Genomic DNA, 23,490 nt, shown 5'->3' with positions numbered 1-23,490 from the left:
GAAGTGATGTCCGACAGCTTCAACGATTACTTCGAGGAGAACACCCAGTGGGTTACCGGCAATTCCGCCGCCCCGGCGTCGGAGCCGCCCAAGCCGCCCAAATCACGCAAGGAGATGCGCGACCGGCGTCGCAAGGGACGCCAGAAGCGCGTCCTCGTCATCGTGGCCGTGGTAGCGGTCCTCGCCCTCCTCGCCACGGGGTGCTTCTTCGGGTACCGCCGCATCGCCGCGATCCGCGCGGTCAACGAGTACAACAAGAGCATTTCCCAGGAGTTCAAAGGCAAGGCGTACGGCACCGTCTACTTCACCATCGAACAGGGGCAGGATTCCCTGACCGTCGGCAGGAACCTCGTCAAGGCGCAGATCGTCAAATCCGCGGAGACGTTCGCGGCGACGGTCTCCGCCAATTCGGCGACGCTCTACCCGGGCACCTATGAGATGCAGAAACACATGCAGTCCGCCGATGCCGTCGAGATCCTCTCCGACCAGACGAAGGCCACGGGATTCCTCGACGTGAAGTCGGGTGAGCGCGTGTCCGACGTGATCGCCAACGCCGCGCAGCTGAGCGGTATCGACGAGTCGGAGTTCAAGGCGGTGATCGACGGGGGAGGCAGCGGCATCCTGCCCGCCGAGGCGAAGGGCAAGTTCGAGGGATGGCTCGAGCCCGGGCAGTACGACGTGAAGTCGAAGAAGTCCGCTTCGGACATCCTCAAGATGATGGTCGACAAGCGCATCGCGAAGCTCGATGAGCTCGGGGTCAAGGCCGCCGACCGTGAGCGGATCCTCAACATCGCTTCCATAGCCGAGGCCGAGGTGAATTCGAAGGAATACTACGGCAAGGTGACGCGCGTCATCCTCAACCGTCTGGACAAGGGCATGACGCTCGGCATGGATTCCACCGTCGCCTACGGTAACAACGTCAAATCGGCCGACATTACGCAGGCCATGCTCGACGACGCCTCGAACCCATACAACACGCGCATACACAAGGGCCTGCCCCCGACTCCCATCTCCAATCCCGGCGACAACGCGCTCGAGGCCGCGCTGAACCCGGAGAGCGGCGATTGGCTGTACTTCGTGACCGTGAACCTCGAAACCGGCGAGACCAAATTCACCGCCGACGAGGACGAGTTCAACCAGTTCGTGCAGGAATACAAATCCAACAACGAGAACGCGAACTGACCCCCTTCCCCACTCGTGAGTTCGTGCACACGCGTACATGAACTCACGAGTGAGGAAGCGTGACGTCCCATGGTGCGGTAACAATCCCATGGTGCGGCGGCTGAAAACGGCTGTTTTCCGGGGTTATGAAGAAAGTGTGTTACCGCACCATGGGAACCGGGATGGGGAGCCTAAGGTAGGGAACGCAGGGAACCGGGGACGGGCGTCATGCGATCGCCATGACGGCCACGACCGCCGCGGCCACGATCACCGGGACGAACGGTACACGTCCCGCGTACGGCGTGGCGCGCTGGGGGTCGAAGCGCGTCCATGCGGCGACGAACGCTAGCCCCAACACCCCCATCGCCAACCACCATGCGGCGACGTGTACAAGCCCGTACGCGCCCACCGCCAGACCCAGTGGCAGCATCGCCGTCACATCGCCCAACCCGAGCGCGCCCGGCTTCGCCAACGCGAGCAGCAGCTGCACGCAGAAGCACAGGGCGGTGAACAGCAGCGCCTCGAGCAGCATGAAGAAATCGTTCGCCATTGCGGCCCACAGCAGGTCGGCGGCAAGCTGCACGCCGCATCCGGCCGCCACCCAGACCCGCGGCACACGGCGGCGGCGCACATCCTCGACGGCGAGGGCGAGACCGCATAATAGACCAGGCAGACAGTACAGGTACGGCATGCCTTAACATTAACCCCTAGTTACGAACGCGAGAAGCCGGGATCTGCACGTCCGCCGACAGCGGCGCGCGGTGCCGGCGAAGGCACAATGGAGGAATAGACGTATGTTGCGTTGGCAGACGGCGGGCGAATCCCACGGCGAGGCGCTGGTCGCGATGATCGAAGGACTGCCGGCAGGCGTGTCCGTCACCAGCCAGGATGTCGTGGACGCCTTGGCGCGTCGGCGTCTCGGCTACGGCCGCGGCGCACGCATGAAGTTCGAACAGGACAAGGTCAGGCTTCTTACAGGCGTGCGGCACGGCTCCACGCTCGGCGGTCCCATCGCCGTGGAGATCGCCAACACCGAATGGCCCAAGTGGACCGAAGTGATGAGCGCGGACCCGCTCGATCATGAGTTGGAACGCACCGGCCGCAACGCGCCGCTGAGCCGGCCTCGCCCGGGGCACGCCGACCTGACCGGCATGCGCAAGTACGGTTTCGACGACGCGCGTCCGGTGCTTGAACGCTCCAGCGCGCGTGAGACCGCCTCGCGTGTGGCGCTCGGTGCGATCGCCGCGAAGTTCCTCGAACAGGCATTCGGCATCCGTACCGTCGCCCACGTCATCTCCATCGGCGGTGCCGGCGTCGAGGACGCCGACAACGCCGTGCTGCCCACACCGGACGATGTCGCCGCGCTCGACGCCTCACCTGTGCGCACGCTCGACAAGGCCGCCGAGGAACGCATGATCGCGCGCATCGACGAGATCAAGGCGAACGCGGACACGGTCGGCGGCGTCATCGAGGTCATCGCCTACGGCGTGCCCGCCGGCATCGGCACCTACGTGGAGTCCGACCGTCGCCTCGACGCCGCCCTCGCCTCCGCCGTGATGGGCATCCAGGCCATCAAGGGTGTGGAGATCGGCGACGGATTCCTTGAAGCGGTGCGCCCCGGCTCCGCCGCGCACGACGAGATGGTGCCCGGCGAGGATGGCCGCATCACCAGACTCACGAACCGTGCCGGCGGCATCGAAGGCGGCATGTCCAACGGGCAGCCGATCCGCGTGCGCGCCGCCATGAAGCCGATTCCGTCCATCCCGCGCGCCCTGCGTACCGTGGACGTCGCCAACGGCGAAGCCGCGCAGGCCATCAACCAGCGTTCCGACTCGACCGCCGTGCCCGCGGCGTCCGTCGTCGCCGAGGCGATGGTGCGTCTGACACTCGCCAAGTACGCGCTCGAGAAGTTCGGCGGCGACAGCGTCGCCGAAACGCGCCGCAACTGCGAGAACTACCTCGCCTCGTGGCCGGAGCACATGCGGTGAGGCGCGGCGTCATCCGTCCCAAGGCAGTCATCATCGGCATGATGGGCGCTGGCAAGACGCGTGTCGGCAAGGAGGTGGCGCGCATGATGCGCCTGCCGTTCGCCGACGCCGACATCGAAATCGAACGCGAAGTGGGGATGAAGATCCCAGCCTACTTCGAACGATACGGTGAGTCTGCGTTCCGCGAGGTGGAGGCCGACCTCATCGCCGACTATCTGGAGGACTTCGACGGCATCTTCTCCCTCGGCGGAGGCGCTCCGATGACCCCGTCCACCCAGGACGCGCTGGCCGACTACATCGGCCACGGCGGACGCGTCATCTACCTCGACGCCGACCCGCGCGAGGCGATGGAGCGCGCGAACCGCGGCGGCGGACGGCCTATGCTCGCCGGCGACGCGAACGCCCGGTGGAGGAAGCTCTACAAGCAGCGCGACCCCGTGTTCCGTGAAGTCGCGAATGTGCATGTGCACACGCGCAGGCAGACGCCGCAGATGGCGGCGAGAAAGGTGATGGACATGATCGGCGAACGCACCGTCCATGTGACCGGCAGCGGCATCGAACCGTATGACGTGGTGATCGGCGAGGGGGCGATGAACCATCTCGCCGACATGCTTGGCGACAAGGTCAGCAAGGTTGCGCTGATCCACACGACGCCCGTGCAGCGGCACTCCGACCGAGCCCGCACGCTGCTTCGCCAGGCGGGCTACACGGTCGTTGACATCGTAGTGCCCGACGCGGAGGCCGGCAAGACCGTCGAGGTGGCGGACGGCGTATGGCGGCGTCTCGGCGACGAAGGCTTCACCCGCTCCGACGCGATCGTCGGCGTCGGCGGGGGAGCGGCCACCGATCTGGCGGGCTTCATCGCCGCCACGTGGATGCGCGGCATCCGCTACGTGAACTGCCCCACCTCGCTGCTCGCCATGGTCGACGCCTCCACGGGTGGCAAGACCGGCATCAACACCTCGGCGGGCAAGAACCTCGTCGGCTCGTTCTACACGCCCGCCGGCGTGCTCGCGGACACGAAGGCGCTCGCCTCGCTACCGAACGACATCTTCATCGAAGGTCTCGGCGAAGTCGCCAAATCCGGGTTCATCGAAGATCAGGAGATCCTGCGCATCCTCGAAGAGCACGCCGAACAGCTGCGCGCGTTCGACGGCGCGACCTTCCTCGGCTCTGGTCTGGAGGACGTGGTCGCCGAACTCATCGAGCGCACCGTGACCGTGAAGGTGCACCATGTCTCCGCCGACCTCAAGGAGAAAGGCAAGCGCGAGTTCCTCAACTACGGGCATACGCTGGGTCACGCCATCGAGAAGCTCGAGCATTTCCGCTGGCGCCACGGCAACGCGGTCGCAGTCGGCACCGTGTACGCGGCCGAACTCGCCCACCAGCTGGGGTACATCGACCAGGAGCTCGTCGACTACCATCGCGCGCTGCTCAGCTCGCTCGGTCTGCCGGTCTCGTGGAACGGCGGCTCGTTCGACGATGTGCTCGCGCTCATGCACAAGGACAAGAAGGCGCGCGGCAACATGCTGCGCTTCGTGGTCCTCGACGGCGGACCCGGTCACATGATCCATCTCGAGGACCCGCCGGCCGAGGCCGTCGAAGAGGCGTTCCGCCGTATCCGGCACTGACGTATCCGATACTGAAAGGAAAACGAACATGACCACCAAAGTCGTCGTCGTCAACGGACCGAATCTTGGTCGTCTCGGCGTGCGCCAGCCGGACGTGTACGGCAGGCAGGATCTCGAGGAACTGCGTCGTCTGTGCGGCGAATGGGGCGCCGCCCTCGGACTGGACGTCGAGGTGCGTCAGACCGACGACGAGGCTGAGATGGTGCGGTGGATGCACCAGGCGGCGGACGAGAAGACGCCGGTCGTCATGAATCCGGCCGCGTTCACCCACTACAGCTACGCCCTGGCAGACGCCGCGCACATGGTCGGCGACGCGGGACTGCCGCTCATGGAGGTGCACATCTCCAACCCGTCCGCGCGTGACGAATTCCGCAAGCGTTCCGTGATCTCCCCGGTCGCCACCGGCACCATCACCGGAATGGGCTTCTATGGCTACAAGCTCGCGCTCGACGCCATTGCGCATATCGTCAACGGCTGAGCGCGCGTGATTAGGCACGCCGTGTCGTGCCGCCGATTTCAGGGTCGGCCGCCCGTCTCATCGGGCGGCCGACCCTTCTGCCTTTCACGCAAACGTATGAATACCACTGCAACGGGTGAACACGCCGCGTCACAGACGAGTGATAGAGTGAAATTCCATGGTTAGAAGAACACATGGCAATTCGCAAGAGCACGTCACCAAGCATATTTTCGTCACCGGCGGCGTGGTCTCCTCCCTCGGCAAAGGCCTGACGGCGTCCTCCCTCGGCCGCCTGCTGCGTTCCCGTGGCCTGCATGTGCTGCAGCAGAAGCTTGATCCGTACATCAACGTGGATCCGGGCACGATGAACCCGTTCCAGCACGGCGAGGTGTACGTGACCGAAGACGGCGCCGAGACGGATCTCGACATCGGCCACTACGAGCGTTTCCTCGATGTGTTCCTTTCCCAGAAAGCGAACGTCACCACCGGCCAGATCTATCAGGAGGTGCTCCGCAAGGAGCGCGCCGGCGAATACCTCGGCCAGTGCGTGCAGGTCATCCCGCACATCACCGGTGAGATCAAGTCCCGCATGCGCGCCCAGGCCGCGGACGACGTGGACGTCATCATCACGGAGATCGGCGGCACCGTCGGTGACATCGAATCCCAGCCGTTCCTCGAGGCCGCGCGCGAGGTGCGCCGCGAGCTCGGCAGCGAGAACTGCATGTTTGTACATGTCTCCCTCGTGCCGTACATCTCCGCCGCGCACGAGCTCAAGACCAAGCCCACCCAGCATTCCGTGATGATGCTGCGCCAGCTCGGCATCACGCCGGATGCGCTCGTGCTGCGTTCCGACCGCCCGCTCAACCAGTCCATCAAGGACAAGATCAGCCTCATGTGCGACGTGGATGCGGAAGGCGTGGTCAACTGCGTGGACGCGCCGAGCATCTACGACGTGCCGCGGATCCTGTTCGACGAGGGCCTCGATGCCTATGTGGTGCGCGAGCTCGGCCTGCCGTTCCACGACGTCGACTGGGACGAGTGGGCCGACCTGCTCGAACGCGTGCACCACCCCAAGCATGAGGTGAACATCGCGATCGTCGGCAAGTACATCGACCTTCCGGACGCCTACCTGTCCGTCACCGAGGCCATCAAGGCCGGCGGCTTCGCCAACTGGGCGAAGGTCAACGTCAAATGGGTCGCGGCCGACCGTTGCGAGACCGAGGAGGGTGCGGCCGCCGCGCTCGACCAGGTCGACGGCATCGTCGTGCCCGGCGGCTTCGGCATCCGCGGCATCGACGGCAAGATCGGCGCGCTGAAGTTCGCCCGCGAGCACAGGCTGCCTGCGCTCGGCCTGTGCCTCGGCCTGCAGTCCATGGTCATCGAATACGCGCGCCACGTGCTCGGCATCGAGGACGCGAACTCCACCGAATTCGAGCCGGACTGCGCGAGCCCGGTCATCGCCACGATGGAGGAGCAGAAGGACATCGTCGCCGGCAAGGGCGACATGGGCCACACCATGCGTCTCGGCTCCTACCCGGCCGATCTGGAGGAGGGATCGCTCGTCGCCGAACTGTACGGTACCACGCATGTCACCGAACGCCACCGCCACCGTTATGAGGTGAACGTGGCGTACAAGGACCAGCTGCGCGAAGGAGGCCTCAGGATCTCCGGCCAGAGCCCGGACGGAGAGCTCACCGAGTTCGTGGAGCTGCCGCAGGACGTGCACCCGTTCTACGTGGCGACGCAGGCGCATCCGGAGTTCAAGTCCCGACCGACCAAGCCCCACCCGCTGTTCGCCGGCCTCGTCAAGGCCGCGCTCGACCACCAGCGCCAGCGCTGAGGCCCTGACGGACCGGACTGCACGGTGCGGCATCGCAGGGAGCGATGCCGCAGGTTCATGAAAGCCTCCGCCTCATCCGGCTGCCGGATGAGGCGGAGGCTTTCGTTTTGTGCCGTACCTCACGGTTCTCCTCTCAGCCGATATGCGGTGTGGCGCGTGAGTTCGCGTACGGGTTCTGCTAGGTTTGCGTAGGACAACATGCGAACGATTGGAGGCAGTGTACGGTGAGTGACACCCAGGCACCCAACGCCGCGGCTGACGTGGAGATGAGCCAATACGTGGCCGACAGATCCCGCGTCAACGAGGAGAAGATCAGACAGGATGACGAGATCATCCAGCAATTCGGCGACTACAGCTACGGCTGGCACGATTCCGACGCAGCCGGCGAGGCCGCGAAGCGAGGCATCGACGAGCAGGTCGTGCGCGACATCAGCGCCGACAAGGGCGAGCCGCAGTGGATGCTCGACATGCGTCTGCGCGGGTTCAAGGCATTCCTCGACAAGCCGATGCCCAAGTGGGGCGTGGACCTCTCCGGCTTCAACGCGGACGACTTCAAGTACTACGTCAAGCCGATCGACAAGCAGGCCAAGACGTGGGAGGAGCTGCCGGACGACATCCGCAGCACCTATGACCGTCTCGGCATCCCCGAGGCGGAAAAGAACCGTCTCGTCTCCGGCGTGGCCGCCCAGTACGAATCCGAGGTCATCTACAACTCCATCCAGGAGGACCTGAAGAAGCAGGGCGTCATCTTCGTCGACACCGACACCGCCGTGCGCGAATACCCCGATCTCGTGCGCAAGTACTTCGGTACCGTCGTGCCGCCGGAAGACAACAAGTTCGGCGCGCTCAACACCGCCGCATGGTCGGGCGGCTCGTTCGTGTACGTGCCGAAGGGCGTTCACGTGGACATCCCGCTGCAGGCCTACTTCCGCATCAACACGCCGGCCATGGGCCAGTTCGAACGCACACTCATCATTGCGGACGAAGGCTCCTACGTGCACTACGTGGAGGGCTGCACCGCCCCGATCTGGTCCGAGGACTCGCTGCACGCCGCCATCGTCGAGATCATCGTCGAGAAGCATGCGCGCGTGCGCTACACCACCGTGCAGAACTGGTCGAACAACGTGTACAACCTCGTCACCCAGCGCGCCTACGTGCGCGAGGGCGGCACCATGGAATGGGTGGATGGCAACATCGGCTCGAAGGCCACGATGAAGTACCCGGCGTGCATCCTCGCCGAGCCGTACGCGAAGGCCAGCACCATGTCGCTCGGCTTCGCCGGCAAGGGGCAGTATCAGGACACGGGCGCGAAGATGATCCACCTCGCCCCGCACACCAGCTCCACCATCGTCGCCAAGTCCATCTCGCGTGGCGGCGGCCGTTCCGCATACCGCGGCCTCGTCAAGATCGTCAAGGGAGCGGAGGGCTCCTCCAATTCGACCGTGTGCGACGCGCTGCTCGTCGACGACTTCAGCCGTTCCGACACGTACCCGCATGTGGACGTGCGCGAGGACGACGTCTCCATGGCGCATGAGGCCACCGTCTCCAAGATCTCCGAGGACCAGCTGTTCTACCTGATGAGCCGCGGTCTGTCCGAGGAGGAGGCGCAGGGCATGATCGTGCGCGGCTTCGTCGAACCAATCAGCCGCGAGCTGCCTATGGAGTACGCGCTCGAACTCAACAGACTCGTCGAATTGCAGATGGAAGGATCGGTGGGCTGATTCCCATGGCAGATGCAGTTGAACACAAGACGGAACTGAACATTCCGGTCGCCGACCCGAACGACCCGTACAAGATTCCGGCGGCCATGCCATCGAGCGCCGATCGTGCGCCCCGCTCCTTCGACGTGGACGCGTTCCCGGTGCCGGCGCGTGACCAGGAGGACTGGCGCTACACGCCTATCGAGCGCATCGGCGAGTTCTTCGACGTGTTCGCCCCGAGCGGCGAGACCCGCATCGAAGTGTCGATGATCGACGGCTCCCCGCTGGCCGAGGGCGTCACCCTCTCCCAGGTCAAGCTCGGAGAAGGCGTTTCCGGCACGGTCTCCAAGCCCAACGACCGCGTCTCCGCCGTCGAATGGAATTCGGGCGCCACGGCTACGGTCATCCGCCTCGAAGGCGAGATCGACCAGCCTGTGCTCGTCAAGGTGCATGGCGCGGGCGAGGACCTCGACGCGTTCCATCTCGTCATCGACGCCGCTGACCGCGCGCATGCGGACGTCGTCGTCGAGCACGACGGCGACGCGCGTCTCGCCGAGGGCGTCGAGATCACCACCGGCAAGGATTCGCACATCTCCGCCACGTTCATCCAGGAATGGGACCGCAAGGCCAAGCACGTCGGCAACCACCGCATCCACGTCGGCGAAGGCGCGTCCCTGCGCCATTCCGTCGTCACGCTCGGCGGAGATGTGGTGCGTATCCGCATGGATCAGGACTTCGGCGGCGAGCAGGGCGAACTCAACATGCTCGGCATCTACTTCGTCGACCCGGGCGAGCACATCGAACACCGCACGATGGTGGTGCACAACCACCCCGAATGCAAGAGCCGCGTCGTCTACAAGGGCGCGCTCGACGGCAAGGGCGCGCACTCCACGTGGGTCGGCAACGCCCTGATCGAGCCGACCGCCCCGGGCACGGACTCCTACGAACTCAACCGCAACCTCGTGCTCACCCCGGGCGCCATCGCCGATTCCGAACCGAATCTGGAGATCGAGAACGGCAACATCATCGGAGCCGGACACGCATCCTCGGTCGGCCGCTTCGACGACGAGGAGCTGTTCTACCTCGAATCGCGCGGCATCCCGGAAACCGAGGCGCGCAAGCTCGTCGTGCGCGGCTTCTTCGGCGAACTCGTCGAGGAGATCGGCATCCCCGCCGTCTCCGACCATCTCATGAGCGTCATCGACCGTCGTCTGGCACGCGGCGAGGACGCGGCCATGGCGCAGGTTCTGGAAGACAAGTAAACCAAGAGACTTTTAGGAGCAATCGAATGTCAACTCTCGAAATCAAGGACCTCTACGTCCATGTCGAAACCAAGGAGGGCACCAAGCAGATCCTCAAGGGTGCCTCCCTGACCGTGAACTCCGGCGAGACGCACGCCATCATGGGACCCAACGGCTCCGGCAAGTCCACGCTCGCCTACACGCTCGCCGGCCACCCCAAGTACGTGGTGGATTCGGGCGAGGCGCTGCTCGACGGCCAGGACATCCTCAAGATGACCCCGGACGAGCGCGCCAAGGCGGGCCTGTTCCTCGCCATGCAGTACCCGGTCGAGGTGCCCGGCGTGTCCATGACGAACTTCCTGCGCACCGCGAAGACCGAGGTGGACGGTGAGGCGCCGTCCATCCGCACATGGACGAAGGAGCTCTCCGCGGCCATGAAGCGTCTCAAGATGGATCCGAAGTTCGCCACCCGATCCGTCAACGAGGGCTTCTCCGGCGGTGAGAAGAAGCGCGCCGAAGTGCTGCAGCTCGAACTGCTCAAGCCGAAGTTCGCCATCCTCGACGAGACCGACTCCGGCCTCGACGTGGACGCGCTTCGCATCGTGTCCGAAGGCGTGAACCGCGCCAAGGAGGCCAACCAGTTCGGCATCCTCATGGTCACGCACTACACGCGCATCCTCAAGTACATCAAGCCGGACATCGTGCACGTGTTCGCCGACGGGCACTTCGTGAAGACCGGCGGCCCGGAGCTGGCCGACGAGCTGGAGGAGAACGGCTACGACGCCTACCTGCCGGAGGGCGCCGACTCCGAGTCGGCCCTCGCCTGAGCGGGAAGGACATAACCGCCCCTGTGCGGGCCGTGTCGGCATCGGACCGGCCCGCACAGGGGCGAAATCACCATCTGTCTGAACAAAGGGGGACAACGACCATGACAGATTTCGCAGCGATTCGGGAGCAGTTCCCGATCCTCGACCAGCAGATCCACGGGCATCCGCTCGTCTATCTCGATTCGGCGGCCACATCGCAGAAGCCGCAATGCGTGATCGACGCGGAGAGCGAGTTCTACCGCACCATCAACGCCGGCGTGCACCGCGGCGCCCACGAACTCGCCGCGCGCTCGACCGTCGCATTCGAGCGGGCGCGCGCGAAGGTCGCGCGTCTCGTCGGCGCGAACGCCGAGGAAGGCGCTGAGGAGATTGTCGTCACCGGTGGCGCCACCGCGGGCCTCAACCTGCTCGCCACCGCGTTCGGCAACGCGTCGCTCGGCCGTGGGGGAGCGGCCGCCAAGCGGTTCGCGTTGCAGCCGGGCGACGAGATCGTCGTCTCGAAGGCGGAGCATCATTCGGTGCTCCTGCCGTTCCAGGAACTCGCCTACCGTACCGGCGCCACGTTCAAGTGGCTTGATCTGACCGAGGACGGGCGCGTGCGCACCGATAACCTGGACGAGGTCATCACCGAACGCACCAAGGTCGTGGCCGTCACGCATGTGGGCAACACGACCGGCGCGATCACCGATATCACGCCGATCGTCCGCCGTGCGCACGAGGTGGGCGCCGTGTTCGTTCTCGATGCCTGCCAGTCGGTGCCGCATCTCAAGGTCGACTTCCATGCGCTCGACGTGGACTTCGCCGCGTGGAGCGCGCACAAGATGTACGGCCCCACCGGCGTCGGGTTCCTGTACGGCAGGCGTGAGCTTCTTGAAGCGCTGCCTCCGGCCAACTTCGGCGGTTCAATGGTGGAGCTCGCGTGGATGGACCAGCCGGCGCAGTACATGGAGCCTCCGGCGCGCTTCGAGGCGGGTACGCAGCCGGTCGCGCAGGTCGTGGCCGCCGGCGTCGCCGCCGAATGGATGATGGGCATCGGACTGGAGAACATCGAGGCGCACGAACGCGCCATCGCCGCCGAACTGCTCAAGCTCGGCGACATCGAAGGCATCCGCATCCTCGGCCCGCGTGAGAACGTCGACCGCATCGGCACCGTCGCGTTCGACGTCGCCGGCGTGCATCCGCATGACGTCGGACAGTACATCGACGCGCAGGGCATCGCCATCCGCGTCGGGCACCATTGCGCCCAGCCCGTGCATCGCCACTTCGGTCTGTACGCCTCCAACAGGGCCTCGTCCGGTGTGTACAACAGCGTCGAGGACGCCCGGGCGCTCGTCGAGGCGGCGAAGGGCATCCGCGCGTTCTTCGGCGTGTGAGCCGCCCGCCCCGCGGGCGGCTGTCCGCGGGGCGGATACGATAAGGAAGTTATGAACGATTACGGAATGAGTGGCGACGACCTCGAGCAGATGTACCAGGAGGTCATCCTCGAGGCCGCGAAGAACCCGCATGGCAAGGAGCGTTTCGCGGCGGACCTCACCAAGGAGGGGGCCGGCGCGGACGCGACCGGCGACAGCGTCGTACGCGCGACCCACGAATACTGCACGCCCGGCGAATCCCACCAGTTCAACCCGACCTGCGGCGACGAGGCGACCGTGCATGTGGAGGTCTCCGACAAGGAGCCCCACACCATCGAGCGCGTCGTGTGGGATGGCCAGGGATGCTCCATTTCGCAGGCCAGCCTGTCCGTCATGGTCGATCTGGTCGACGGCAAGAGCGTGGATGAGGCCATGCGGCTCGAACACACGTTCCACAAGCTCATGGAATCGCGTGGCAAAGGGCTTGGCGACGAGGCGCTTGAGGAAACCCTCGGCGACGGCATCGTGTTTCAGGGTGTCTCGAAATACCCGATGCGCATCAAATGCGCGTTGCTTGCCTGGGAGGGTCTCAAGGATTCCATCGCCAAGGCGCTGGCCGCCAAAGCCTGATTCGATATGCCGCCCACGACGTTCGCCGGACGGCGAAAGCCCCGGGCGGCGCGTACAGTGGATGACGACCCGACGAGTATGGAGTGAACAATGAGCGATAATCTGGTGCCCGAACCCCAGCCGACCGTGTTCGACGCGGTGAACGGCGTGCTGCAGGACGAGGAAGCCGCCCGTCGCGTGATGGCCAACCCGGCCCTCGCCAAGGGCTTCCCGAACGGCCACCCTGCCGAACCGGAGACCGGCGCGGACATGTGCGCCTGCGGCCGGCACAAGAAAAGCGAGTGCGGCCACGGCGATGAGGCGGAATCCGACGACAGCCACATCCCGCTGAAGTTCGTGGACGACATCGGCCGCGCCACTGCGGAGGACGTCCGTGAGGCCCTGCATCAGGTCATCGACCCGGAGCTCGGCATCGACGTCATCGATCTGGGTCTCGTCTACGGCATCGAGATCGACGATTTGGGGCGTGCCATCATCACGATGACGCTCACCACGCCGGCTTGCCCGCTCACCGACCTCATCGAGGACGAGTGCGCGAGCACCCTCGCCGGTCTGGTCGAGGAGTTCCGCATCGATTGGACGTGGCAGCCGCGTTGGTCCATGGACATGATCACCCCGGAGGGACGCGAACAGCTGGCCGCTCTCGGCTTCAACTTCGACAACCTGCCGAAGTACTGAGAAGCACTGAAACGCACCGCATCAACGGGGCGGACGACGACAAAGGGGGAGGCCCCGAACCTTACGAGGTCCGGGGCCTCCCCCTTAACGGTTTCGACCGGTAACTGCGCCAGCGCCGCGACCGTCAGTCGTCGACGACGGTACCCTTCGGCACCACCGTGATGCCCTCGGGCGTGACGGTGAAGCCGCGCGCGAGATCGTGCTCGGTGTCGATGCCGACCGTGGAGTTCTCGGTGAGCACCACGTTCTTGTCGAGAATCGCCTTGTACACGCGTGCACGGCGGTTGACGACGACGCCGTCGAACAGGACGGAATCGACGACCTGCGCCCAAGAGTGGATGCGGACGTTCGGTGAAAGCACGGAGTGGTGCACTTCACCGCCGGAGACGATCACGCCGGGGGAGACGATCGAGTCGGTCGCGTGGCCGAGGCGGTCACGGCCGGCGTGCACGAACTTGGCCGGCGGCAACGTGCCGGAGTTCGTGTAGATCGGCCACGCCTGGTTGTACAGGTTGAACTCGGGCACGTAGGCGATCAGATCCATGTGCGCATCGTAGAACTGCTTGATGGTGCCCACGTCGCGCCAGTAGGCGTGGTCGGTGGGCGTCGAGCCCGGGATCTCGTTCGTGTTGAAGTCGTAGACTCCGGCCTCGCCGCGAGAGGCGAAGTACGGGGCGATGTCGCCGCCCATGTCGTGCTTCGTGTTCTCGCTCTTCTCGTCCTTGGCGAGCGCGTCGAACAGTGCGTCGGTGTTGGCCACATAATTGCCCATGGAGGCGAGGAACGAGTTCGGATCGTCGGGGAGGCCGGCGCAGGTCTCCGGCTTCTCCAGGAAGGTCTTGATCTGGTTCGGGTGGTTCGGGTCGACGTCGATCACGCCGAACTGCCGGGATTCGGCGATCGGCTGGCGGATGCCGGCGACGGTAAATTCGGCGCCGGATTCGATGTGCTGCTGAACCATCTGGCCGAAGTCCATACGGTAGACGTGGTCGGCGCCCACGATCACGACGATGTCGGGCTGGACGTCCTCGATGATGTTGATGGTCTGGTAGATGGCGTCGGCGGAGCCGAGGTACCAGTGCTTGCCGAGACGCTGCTGCGCGGGAACAGGGGAGACGTAGTTGCCGAGCAGCGAGGAGAAGCGCCACATCTGGGAGATATGACGGTCGAGCGAATGTGACTTGTACTGGGTGAGCACGACGATGTGACGGTAGTCGGAGTTCACCAGGTTGGACAGCGGGAAGTCGATGAGGCGGAACACGCCGCCGAACGGGACGGCCGGCTTGGCGCGGTCGCGCGTCAACGGCATGAGTCGGGTGCCTTCGCCGCCCGCCAGTACTATCGACAGAATCTTCTGCTTGTTTTTGGCCATTGTCGCGTTGCTCCTCTCAACAACTAACAGCGTCTTTCGACGCCGCGGTCGGGTCTGGCCCGGGCATCCTCGCTTCCGGACCCACAATGACAATGATTGCACAAAAACCGCGACACGCCCGAATCACGTCGCGCGCGTCGCGTCGGCGAATATGCCCCGTGTCAGCGTGCGCGTGTGGCGTAGAAGGCGACCGCGCTGGAGGCCGCCACGTTGAGGGAATCCACGCCGTGGCTCATCGGGATGCGCACGGTCAGGTCGGCACGTGCGATGGTATGGCGCGACAGCCCGTCGCCTTCCGTGCCGAAGATGAGCGCGAGCCTGTCGATGTGGTCGTCTTCGGCGGGGTCACATTCCAGACGGCGTGTCAGCTCGTCCATGCCGATGGAATCCTCCTCCAACGCCATGGCCACGGTCGTGAACCCGAGCCTCTTCAGCTCGTCGATGCCTTGGAACGGCCAGTAGCGTTTGTCGTCGCCGCCGATGCGCGTCCACGGGATCTGGAAGACGGTGCCCATCGACACGCGCACCGCGCGCCGGTAGAGCGGGTCTCCGCAGGAGGGGGTGACGAGCACCGCGTCCACATCGAGCGCGGCGGCGGAACGCATCAACGCGCCGATGTTTGTATGGTCGACGATGTTCTCCATGACCGCCACACGTCTGGCGTCGCGGCACACCTCGTCGACGGACGGCAGTGGCCAGCGGCGCATCGCGCACAGCGCGCCACGGTGCAGACGGTAGCCTGTGAGCCGTCTGAGCTGTTCCGGGGAGGCCACGTATACGGGCACGTCCGTGCCCCATCGCGCGTCGATGCGCTCGAAGAAGGAGGCCATGCCCTCCAGCCAGGGTTCCTCGACGAGCAGCGACAGCGGCTCGCGCCCGGCGGCGAGCGCGCGGTCGATGACCTTCGGGGATTCGGCGATGAAGATGCCCTTGGCGGGTTCCAGACGGTTACGCAGCTGGATTTCGGTGAGGTTGACGTATGCCGCCACGCGTTCGTCGTCGATGGATTCCAGTTGGACGAATCGCATGAGTGTGTCTCCTTGCAGGCGGGTGTGGAGGTGTGTGAATACAAGAAAACCCCTTGTCTCCAAGGGGTTTGTCTGTGCCCGAGACGGGACTTGAACCCGTACGCCCGTTAAAAATAGGCACTAGCACCTCAAGCTAGCGCGTCTACCATTCCGCCACCCGGGCAGGTGCTTGTCGCTCTGCGGCAACGAGTGAACACTCTACCGGCTTTTGCGCGACGTGCAATCCCCGGCGTGTCGCATTGGTGCTGATAGCCTTGGACGCATGACGGAAGCCCTGTTTCTTTTGGATTGCGACCATGACGACGTGCCGGTCAACTCGGACGAGCTCAATACGGGTTGGACGCTGACGCTGCCGGCCCAGGTCAGAAGGCACGCTGTGCAGTCGATGCGGCTGAGGGCCGGCGACGGTCTGCAGCTGTCCGACGGCCTCGGCCTGCGCATAGACGCCGAGCTGGTCGATCCGGACGCCGGCGTCGCGCGGGTCCGTGCGTTCACGCGCGAGCCCGCCCCGGTCACCAGACTCGCCCTCGTGCAGGCTCTGGCCAAGAACGGGCATGACGAGCAGGCCATCGACATGGCCACGCAGATCGGCGTCGACGAGGTCATCCCGTGGCAGGCGGATCGTTCCATAGCCAAATGGAAGGCCGGCCGCACGGACCGCAAGTGGCGCTCCACCCTGGACGCAGCCACCGAACAGTCCCGTCGTGCGTGGAGGCCGCAGCTGGGGGAGTGCGTCTCCTCGAAGCAGATCGTCTCCATGTGCCTGCGCGCCAACGTCCATGGCGATCTCGTCGTCGTGCTCCATCAGGATGCGACCGATACATGGGATTCGGTGGAAGGGCTTGTCACCCGGCTCGCCGACCGATGCCTTCAGGACGCCAGACCGCGCACCGTCTACGTGGTGGTCGGCCCGGAAGGAGGCATCAGCGAGGACGAGGTGGCCGCGTTCACCGGGGCCGGCGCGCACAGCGTCGTGATCGGGGCGAATATCCTCAGAGCCTCGGCGGCGGGACCGGTGGCGCTGTCGCTGCTGTCGAGGGCGTTGGGCCGTTACGCGTGAGTGTATCGCCGTGAGCGTATCGGCGCCGTGCGTGCGCCGGACTCGGGTAACGGGGACGCGCTAAGCTGTGTTGCGGAACCATAATGCGGCATCTGCCGCGCGGCCACGCATGAAGGAGCGAAAGACACCATGAGCGCATCGGACGATTGCCTGTTCTGCAAGATCATCGCCGGGGAGATTCCCAGCGCCAAGGTCTATGAGGACGACACCACATATGCCTTCAAGGACATCAACCCGAAGGCCAAGGTGCATGTGCTGGTCGTGCCGAAGGCACACCATGCGAACGTAGCCGAACTCGCGCAGAACGATCCCGCCGAGCTCGCCCATATCGTCGAGGTGGCGCAGCGCATCGCCGACGACGCCTTCCACGGCGCGTTCAGGCTCGTGTTCAACACCGGTCTCGACGCCGGCCAGACCGTGTTCCACGTGCACGCCCACGTGCTGACCGGCGAGAAGCTCGACGAGTAGGCGGTGTCGGAGACAGACGGTCGATAGAACATGCCCTGCCGTCTCCCGTCCGGGGAGGCGGCGACACCCATGCAGGAAAGGAATCCGTGGCGACCACAACACGTACCATCACCATACCCACGCAGCTTGATCCGGTAGCGGTGCTCGGGCCGGTGGACGAGGTGATCAGGGAGATAGAACGTGCGTTTCCGGAGCTGACGATTCTCGTGCGCGGCAATCGTGTGGCCATCGTCTCCCGTTCCAAGCAGACGGAGACGGACGCTTCGAAGGCGGAGGATCTCATCAACACCATCATCGAGGCGGCGCATACGGCGCCCATGGACGCCGACACCGTGCGGCGCATGATCGATCAGGAGGTCCTCGACAACCGTACTCGCGTCACGCACCCCGGCCACGGCCGCGAGGTGGAGACGCTGCAGCGCGTGGAGGCGGACGCGGCGAAGGCCCGGCGAGGCGAGGCGGGCCGCCGCAAGCCTGCTGTGCCGGGAGTCATCACCTACGCGGGCGGCAATCCCGTGCGCGCGAAGACGCCCGGGCAGGCGGCGTATGTCGCAGCCATCGAATCGCACACCATCACGTTCGGCATCGGGCCGGCCGGCACGGGCAAGACGTATCTGGCGGTCGCCAAGGCCGTGCGCGCCTTCCAGGACCGTCAGGTGCGGCGCATCATCCTCACCAGACCTGCGGTTGAGGCGGGGGAGAGCCTCGGATTCCTGCCGGGCACGCTCAACGACAAGGTCGACCCGTATCTGCGCCCGCTCTACGACGCGTTGGGCGACATGCTCGGAGCGGACCAGCTCAGAAGGCTCATGAGCGACAACACTATCGAGGTGGCGCCGCTCGCGTACATGCGCGGACGCACGCTCAACGACGCGTACGTCATCCTCGACGAGGCGCAGAACACCACCGAGCAGCAGATGAAGATGTTCCTCACCCGTCTCGGGTTCAACACGAAGATGGTCATCACCGGCGACATCACCCAGGTCGACCTCACCGTGCCGCGATCCGGACTGGCCACCATCGAGCGGATCATCGGCGGCATCAAGGACATCGCGTTCGTGCATCTCAAGGCCGAGGACGTGGTGCGCCATCGTCTCGTCGGCCTGATCGTCGAGGCGTACAACCGCAGCGAGGGCATGGACGGCGACCACCGCCGCATCTCCCACGCCAAGCAAGGACGAAAGGAAACCGATGAGCGTTGACGTGTCCAACGAGACGGTGTGGACCATCGATCTCAAGCTCTTCTCCGATCTCGGGGTGTGGGTGCTCGACCAGATGAGGGTGAGCACCCAGTCCGATCTGACGATCCTGTTCGTCGATCCCGAGCCCATCGCCGAGATGCACGAGCATTGGATGAACCTCGAAGGCCCCACCGACGTCATGAGCTTCCCCATGGACGAGCTGCGTCCGGGGGATGGCAAGACCGTCATGGAGGGCGTGCTCGGCGACATCGTGATCTGCCCGTGGGTCGCGGCGCAGCAGGCGGCGGCTGCCGGTCACGGCATGCTGCAGGAGATGATGCTGCTCACCATCCACGGCATCCTCCACCTGCTCGGATACGACCACGTCGACCCGCAGCAGGAACGGCAGATGTTCGGTCTGCAGCGTCAGCTGCTGCTCACGTTCATCGCCGTCCGTCACGATCCGGGCGCGTCTCCCGCCCTGCCCGCAGGCAGCGAGGACGCGCTGGCCGTCTACGACGCCCGGCACGGGTCCGGACGCCAGATCACCCACTGAGCGCATCGCACAGGGGCGCATGAGCGCGCATGCGGACATGCGAGACGCGCGCATACGAGAACACGCATAGCAAACGACAAGGAACGCAACACCGATGGAGTACTCCCAATCGACATTGATCGCAATCACCGCGGCCCTCGTGATCGTGGCCGCATTCCTGGTGTGGTTGTCGCTGTCGCTGGCGGCAGCCGAGGGTGCGGTGGGACGGGTGACCCGGGCGAGTCTCAACAACCTCGTGCTCGAGGTGCAGACCGACCCTGATCTCACCCAGTTCAGCCGCATGAAGCGGATCGCCCGTATCCATCGCGTGCAGGGCATCATCGCCGACCGGTACGCCGCCGCCGGCGCGTGCGCCTTCTTCCGCGTCACCTGCAACGTGATGGTCGGCGTATTGGTCGCCATCGTCTCCTCGATATGGGGGGCGACGCTGTGGCTCCAGATCGTGATCGGCGTCGTCGTCGCGCTCATCGTGGGTGTGGTGAGCGTGCTGGTCCGCCCGCGCGAGACCGGTGCCATCAAGCCGGCGGACATCATGATCAAGCATTCGCGCATGGTCTCCATCGCGAACCGGCTCACCCCGTTCACCAGGATCGGCGCGGCGACCGACGTGCGCCGCCGCAGCCAGAACCTCTCCGATGACGAGGAACTGGAGAAGATCCAGCAGGAGCAGGGCCGCGCCACCATCGACCGTCTCGTCGAATCGAACGACTTCGATCCCGAGGTCTCCGAAATGCTCCGTAACGTGCTCACCCTGTCGGACACGCTGACGCGCGAGATCATGGTGCCGCGCACCGACATGATCTGCATCGAGAAGGACGCGACGCTCGAATCGATGCTCAAGCTGTGCTCTCGCTCGGGATTCTCTCGCGTTCCCGTCATCGGCGAGGATGTGGACGACCTCATCGGCATCGCCTACCTCAAGGACGCCGTGCGCGCCACCGCCTTCAACCCCGCCGCCCTCGGGCGAACGGTCTCCTCGATCGTGCGCAAGCCGATGCTCGTGCCCGAATCGAAGCCTGTCGACGACCTGTTCCACCAGATGCAGCGTTCCCGCCAGCATGTGGCGGTCGTCGTGGACGAATACGGCGGCATCGCCGGTCTGGTGACCATCGAGGACACCATCGAGCAGATCGTCGGCGAACTCGAGGACGAGCACGACCGCACGCAGCGCGAGGAACCGGAGCAGATCGGCGAACGCAAGTGGCGTATGCCGGCACGTACGCCGATCGCGGATCTGGAGGAGCTTTTCGAGATCGACATCGACGAGGACGACGTGGACACCGTCTACGGTCTGCTCACCAAGCTGCTAGGGCGTGTGCCGATCGTCGGGGCCTCGGCCGTGACCCGCGGACTGAGGCTCACCGCGGTCGATTCGGCCGGACGGCGCAAGAAGGTGTCCACGATCGTCGTGGAGCCGGCGCACGTCGAGGGGCACGAGGAAGATGACAACGCCGGGGGCGACGAGACGTCGCAGGACCAGCAGCGCGACGGCGACGAAGGCCGTGCGCATGACGACACGCACAACCGATCCAAGGAGTGACATGACCGATACCGCCGCAGCGACTAACCGGAGCGACACGAACGAGTCCGAAGGCACCGGCAGGCCGGTGCCGTACCGTTCGGGGTTCGTGGCGGTCGTGGGCAGGCCGAACGTCGGCAAGTCCACGCTCATCAACGCGCTCATCGGCAAGCGCATCGCCATCACGTCCTCGCGGCCGGAGACCACCCGCAAGGCCATTCGCGGCATCCTCACCACGGATCACGCACAGCTCGTGCTCGTCGACACGCCCGGCATCCACCGTCCGCGCACGTTGCTCGGCCAGCGTCTCAACGACATCGTCGACGAAAGCCTGTCCGACGTGGACGAAGTGGCGTTCCTGCTGCCCGCCAATCAGGAGATCGGCCCCGGCGACCGACGCATCCTGTCGCGTCTGCGTTCCGATTTCGCCGTCAAGCGCGAGGACGGCACGTTTCACTGGAAGGTGCCGCTGATCGCCATCGTCACGAAGATCGACGAACTGTCGCGTGAACGGCTCGTGTCGAAGCTCATCGAAATCGACGGATTCGCGGATTTCTCGGACATCGTCCCGGTGAGCGCGCTCGAACACGACAACCTCGACGAAGTGCGTGACGTGCTCATCGGCCACATGCCCGAAGGCCCGCAGATGTACCCCGAGGAGCAGGTGACCGAGGAGCGTCCGGAGGACACCATCGCCGAGCTCGTCCGAGGCGCGTTCCTCGAACAGCTGGACGACGAGCTGCCCCATTCCCTCGCCGTGGTCGTCGATTCCATCGACTATCCGGAGGACAACGAGACCGGTGAGGCGTATGACGGCAAGGCGGACGTGCGCGTCTCGATCTACGTCGAGCGCGATTCGCAGAAGCCGATCATCATCGGCAGGGGGGCGGGCAACCTCGTCGCGGTGAAGAAGCGCCTGCGTACCGCGGTCAACCGCATCGTCGGATGCAAGGCCCTGCTTGACCTGCACGTGAAGGTGGCGAAGAGCTGGCAGTCCGACCCCAAGCAGCTGCAGAAACTGGGATTCTGATTCCAGGCTTCCGCGTCATCACATCGTCGACGGCCCTTACGCGCGAGAATCGTGCGCGTAAGGGCCGTTTTGCGCACGATTCTCGCGCGGAGCGTAGGCGCGCCGCGTCACAGGCCGGCGTCCGCCATGGTGATGTACCCCGGATCAATGAGCGCCGCCTTGAGGTTGGAGGCGCTCACCGCGAGCGGCTCCTCCTCGATGACGTTCGTGCGCTTCGCGGCGCCGTCCACCTTCGCTTTGGTGATGTAGGAGAGCTTGGTGAGGGACTCGCCTCGGTTGAGTCTCACCGTGACCTCGGCGATGTCCGAGGCCAACGCCATGCGGTTCTCCAGTCCGGTCATCCACTGTTTGCCGTTCACGATCTGCGGCATCGTGTCCACATATGCGCCGAAGCCGGTGACGATGGGCCAACGGCTGTTGATCTCGTCGACGCCTGAGACGGCAGCGGCATCGTCCTGAGCGTCATCGGCGGTCTCGGGCGCCTTCGCCGGGTCGGGCACGCTGCCGCGTTGCAGATCCTTCTTGCCGGTGATGTTGTCGACGATGCCGGAGATGGTGATCTGGGGGTTGACGTCCGCGGCGGAGCCCGTGTAGCCGAGCGCGCCGAGTTCCTCGGTGACCACCGAGGCGACGTAGTCGTTCATCGCGATGACGCCGTCGACGCGCATATGGGCCGTGCCGTCCGAGGTCTTGCGAGTGGGAAGCCGTCTGTCGACCTCGGCGGCGATCGTCTTCCTGTCGGATCCGTCCACGGCCACGTCACGCCAGTCGTCATCCGTGGTGGTCTTGGAGAGCGTTCCGGACGGGGAATACGCCTTGCCTTGGGTGAAATACGGCTGGAGCACCTTCCACATGCCGGCGAACGCCTCGCGCGAGAACGCGTCGTCCCGTGCCGGGGAGGCGACCTCTTCGTCGGAGTCGTTGTCGTCGGAGTCGTTCGAGGCCGTCGCCGTATAGGGGATGAGCACTTCGATGGCCTTGGGGTTGTCCTTGCTCGCCTTGGCGAGATCGAGTTTCGTGACGAGCTTCTGCGCTTCGATGCGTCCGATCTGTTCGGCGGTGGAGAAGCGGGCGAACGCGTCCGGTGTGACGCCGTCCACGCCGTTGGCGAGCAGTATGACGTGCATGCCCGAATCCTGCGCCAGACTCAGCGCGGATGCGAGACGCGTATAGGCATCGGTCCCGTCGTCGGTCCCCTCTGCCGTATCGTCGTCGTCCTGCGGTTGGGTGACGTAGTCGCCGTACTGGCGCGTGGCCGCGCCCGCCGGAACGGCCGGGGCGACGATCAGCGTCGTCCTCTTCTCGTCGTTTTGGGAATCGGACTGCCCCTCGGCCGCCATATGGTCGACGACCCAGTCCTGTACGTCACGGCTCTGGTCGTCGAGGTCGGAGGATGTCTTCGTCTCGATGGACTTCTTCGCCATGCCGTTGGCGACGAGCCCGTCGGTGATCTCCGGCACCAGTTTCGCCCATTTGTTGAGCGGGGTGCTCTGGGAGATGGTGATTCCGTCGGACGGGGTGAAGATGACCGCGCTGCCTGCGGACGCCGTCGTGCCCGCGGCCGTGTTCCCGCCCGGCGCTGCGGTGGTGCCGGAGGCGGCGTCCTGCCCGCCGCATGCCGCGCAGGACGCCAGCATGGCGAATCCCGCCGCCATGGCGATGAGTCGTGCTGCTGTATTGCTGCTGCGCAGGGCCATGTGACGGGATTCCTTTCAATCGACGGTCGATGCACTGCCGTCGATTGTAGTAGCATGCCGGCTGATTGCGCGAA

21 protein-coding genes and 1 tRNA gene are annotated in these 23,490 nt (G+C 65.2%); 17 read left to right on the top strand and 5 right to left on the bottom strand.

The annotated features are described in order from the left end of the window. Window positions 1-6: 6 nt before the first annotated feature. Entirely contained in the window at window positions 7-1,182 is a 1,176-nt protein-coding gene (gene mltG / locus BFAL_RS05065) for an endolytic transglycosylase MltG (RefSeq protein ID WP_055427337.1), read from the top strand. 205 nt (window positions 1,183-1,387) lie between these two features. Here the strand turns inward: mltG and BFAL_RS05060 are convergent, their stop codons facing one another. Next, complete coding sequence (locus BFAL_RS05060; protein ID WP_055427336.1) at window positions 1,388-1,852, bottom strand: prepilin peptidase; 465 nt, start codon at window positions 1,850-1,852, stop codon at window positions 1,388-1,390. A gap of 103 nt (window positions 1,853-1,955) precedes the next feature. On the opposite strand from BFAL_RS05060, the gene aroC reads away from it, so the two are divergent. The 10 genes from aroC (at window position 1,956) to BFAL_RS05010 (ending at window position 13,505) form a co-directional block, all read left to right on the top strand. Further along, window positions 1,956-3,149: a chorismate synthase gene (aroC, locus tag BFAL_RS05055; RefSeq protein WP_055427335.1), complete on the top strand. Its 1,194-nt coding sequence runs from the start codon at window positions 1,956-1,958 to the stop codon at window positions 3,147-3,149. Beyond that, on the top strand, window positions 3,146-4,780 hold the full coding sequence (locus BFAL_RS05050) for a bifunctional shikimate kinase/3-dehydroquinate synthase (RefSeq protein ID WP_269082762.1): 1,635 nt from the start codon (window positions 3,146-3,148) through the stop codon (window positions 4,778-4,780). The genes aroC and BFAL_RS05050 overlap by 4 nt, the downstream gene beginning before the upstream one ends. 28 nt (window positions 4,781-4,808) lie before the next feature. Then, on the top strand, window positions 4,809-5,258 hold the full coding sequence (locus tag BFAL_RS05045; RefSeq protein WP_055427334.1) for a type II 3-dehydroquinate dehydratase: 450 nt from the start codon (window positions 4,809-4,811) through the stop codon (window positions 5,256-5,258). Window positions 5,259-5,415: 157 nt separating this feature from the next. Continuing rightward, window positions 5,416-7,077 (top strand): CTP synthase, encoded by a 1,662-nt coding sequence (gene pyrG, locus BFAL_RS05040; protein WP_055427333.1) that lies wholly within the window; start codon window positions 5,416-5,418, stop codon window positions 7,075-7,077. Between the two features lie 266 nt (window positions 7,078-7,343). Next, window positions 7,344-8,798 carry a Fe-S cluster assembly protein SufB gene (gene sufB, locus BFAL_RS05035; RefSeq protein WP_236691674.1) on the top strand — a complete coding sequence of 485 codons (1,455 nt, stop codon included), beginning with the start codon at window positions 7,344-7,346 and terminating at the stop codon, window positions 8,796-8,798. Window positions 8,799-8,803: 5 nt separating this feature from the next. Next, entirely contained in the window at window positions 8,804-10,039 is a 1,236-nt protein-coding gene (gene sufD / locus BFAL_RS05030; protein WP_055427331.1) for a Fe-S cluster assembly protein SufD, read from the top strand. A gap of 26 nt (window positions 10,040-10,065) precedes the next feature. After that, complete coding sequence (sufC, locus tag BFAL_RS05025) at window positions 10,066-10,845, top strand: Fe-S cluster assembly ATPase SufC (protein WP_034528082.1); 780 nt, start codon at window positions 10,066-10,068, stop codon at window positions 10,843-10,845. A 101-nt stretch (window positions 10,846-10,946) separates the two neighbouring features. Then, complete coding sequence (locus BFAL_RS05020) at window positions 10,947-12,218, top strand: cysteine desulfurase (protein WP_055427330.1); 1,272 nt, start codon at window positions 10,947-10,949, stop codon at window positions 12,216-12,218. Window positions 12,219-12,269: 51 nt separating this feature from the next. Next, on the top strand, window positions 12,270-12,827 hold the full coding sequence (sufU, locus tag BFAL_RS05015) for a Fe-S cluster assembly sulfur transfer protein SufU (RefSeq protein ID WP_055427329.1): 558 nt from the start codon (window positions 12,270-12,272) through the stop codon (window positions 12,825-12,827). A 90-nt stretch (window positions 12,828-12,917) separates the two neighbouring features. Beyond that, entirely contained in the window at window positions 12,918-13,505 is a 588-nt protein-coding gene (locus BFAL_RS05010; protein ID WP_055427328.1) for a metal-sulfur cluster assembly factor, read from the top strand. Window positions 13,506-13,629: 124 nt separating this feature from the next. Here BFAL_RS05010 and glgC read toward each other — a convergent pair whose 3' ends face one another. The 3 genes from glgC to BFAL_RS04995 form a co-directional block, all read right to left on the bottom strand. Further along, window positions 13,630-14,877, bottom strand: a complete 1,248-nt coding sequence (gene glgC, locus BFAL_RS05005; protein WP_055427327.1) for a glucose-1-phosphate adenylyltransferase — start codon at window positions 14,875-14,877, stop codon at window positions 13,630-13,632. 161 nt (window positions 14,878-15,038) lie between these two features. Then, window positions 15,039-15,905, bottom strand: coding sequence for a TrmH family RNA methyltransferase (locus tag BFAL_RS05000; RefSeq protein ID WP_055427326.1), 867 nt, complete (start codon window positions 15,903-15,905; stop codon window positions 15,039-15,041). A gap of 75 nt (window positions 15,906-15,980) precedes the next feature. Then, a tRNA-Leu gene (locus tag BFAL_RS04995) sits at window positions 15,981-16,068 on the bottom strand. Between the two features lie 99 nt (window positions 16,069-16,167). On the opposite strand from BFAL_RS04995, the gene BFAL_RS04990 reads away from it, so the two are divergent. The 6 genes from BFAL_RS04990 to era all read left to right on the top strand — a co-directional run bounded on the left by BFAL_RS04990 (window position 16,168) and on the right by era (window position 21,719). Next, complete coding sequence (locus BFAL_RS04990; protein ID WP_055427325.1) at window positions 16,168-16,965, top strand: 16S rRNA (uracil(1498)-N(3))-methyltransferase; 798 nt, start codon at window positions 16,168-16,170, stop codon at window positions 16,963-16,965. 129 nt (window positions 16,966-17,094) lie between these two features. After that, a complete protein-coding gene (locus BFAL_RS04985) occupies window positions 17,095-17,433 on the top strand; it encodes a histidine triad nucleotide-binding protein (RefSeq protein WP_055427324.1) in 339 nt (112 codons plus the stop codon). A gap of 86 nt (window positions 17,434-17,519) precedes the next feature. Then, window positions 17,520-18,635, top strand: coding sequence for a PhoH family protein (locus BFAL_RS04980; protein WP_055427323.1), 1,116 nt, complete (start codon window positions 17,520-17,522; stop codon window positions 18,633-18,635). Then, on the top strand, window positions 18,625-19,170 hold the full coding sequence (gene ybeY, locus BFAL_RS04975; protein ID WP_055427322.1) for an rRNA maturation RNase YbeY: 546 nt from the start codon (window positions 18,625-18,627) through the stop codon (window positions 19,168-19,170). Before BFAL_RS04980 ends, ybeY begins: the two co-directional genes overlap by 11 nt. Before the next feature lie 94 nt (window positions 19,171-19,264). Next, window positions 19,265-20,710: a hemolysin family protein gene (locus BFAL_RS04970; protein WP_055427321.1), complete on the top strand. Its 1,446-nt coding sequence runs from the start codon at window positions 19,265-19,267 to the stop codon at window positions 20,708-20,710. A 1-nt stretch (window position 20,711) separates the two neighbouring features. Then, a complete protein-coding gene (gene era, locus BFAL_RS04965) occupies window positions 20,712-21,719 on the top strand; it encodes a GTPase Era (RefSeq protein ID WP_055427320.1) in 1,008 nt (335 codons plus the stop codon). A gap of 107 nt (window positions 21,720-21,826) precedes the next feature. On the opposite strand, the gene BFAL_RS04960 is transcribed toward era, so the two are convergent. Beyond that, window positions 21,827-23,416: a type 1 periplasmic-binding domain-containing protein gene (locus BFAL_RS04960; protein ID WP_055427319.1), complete on the bottom strand. Its 1,590-nt coding sequence runs from the start codon at window positions 23,414-23,416 to the stop codon at window positions 21,827-21,829. Between the last annotated feature and the right edge of the window lie 74 nt (window positions 23,417-23,490).

It is taken from the genome of Bifidobacterium aesculapii, assembly GCF_001417815.1.
GTDB lineage: Bacteria > Actinomycetota > Actinomycetes > Actinomycetales > Bifidobacteriaceae > Bifidobacterium > Bifidobacterium aesculapii.
This window is presented reverse-complemented; position numbering and strand designations above follow the sequence as displayed.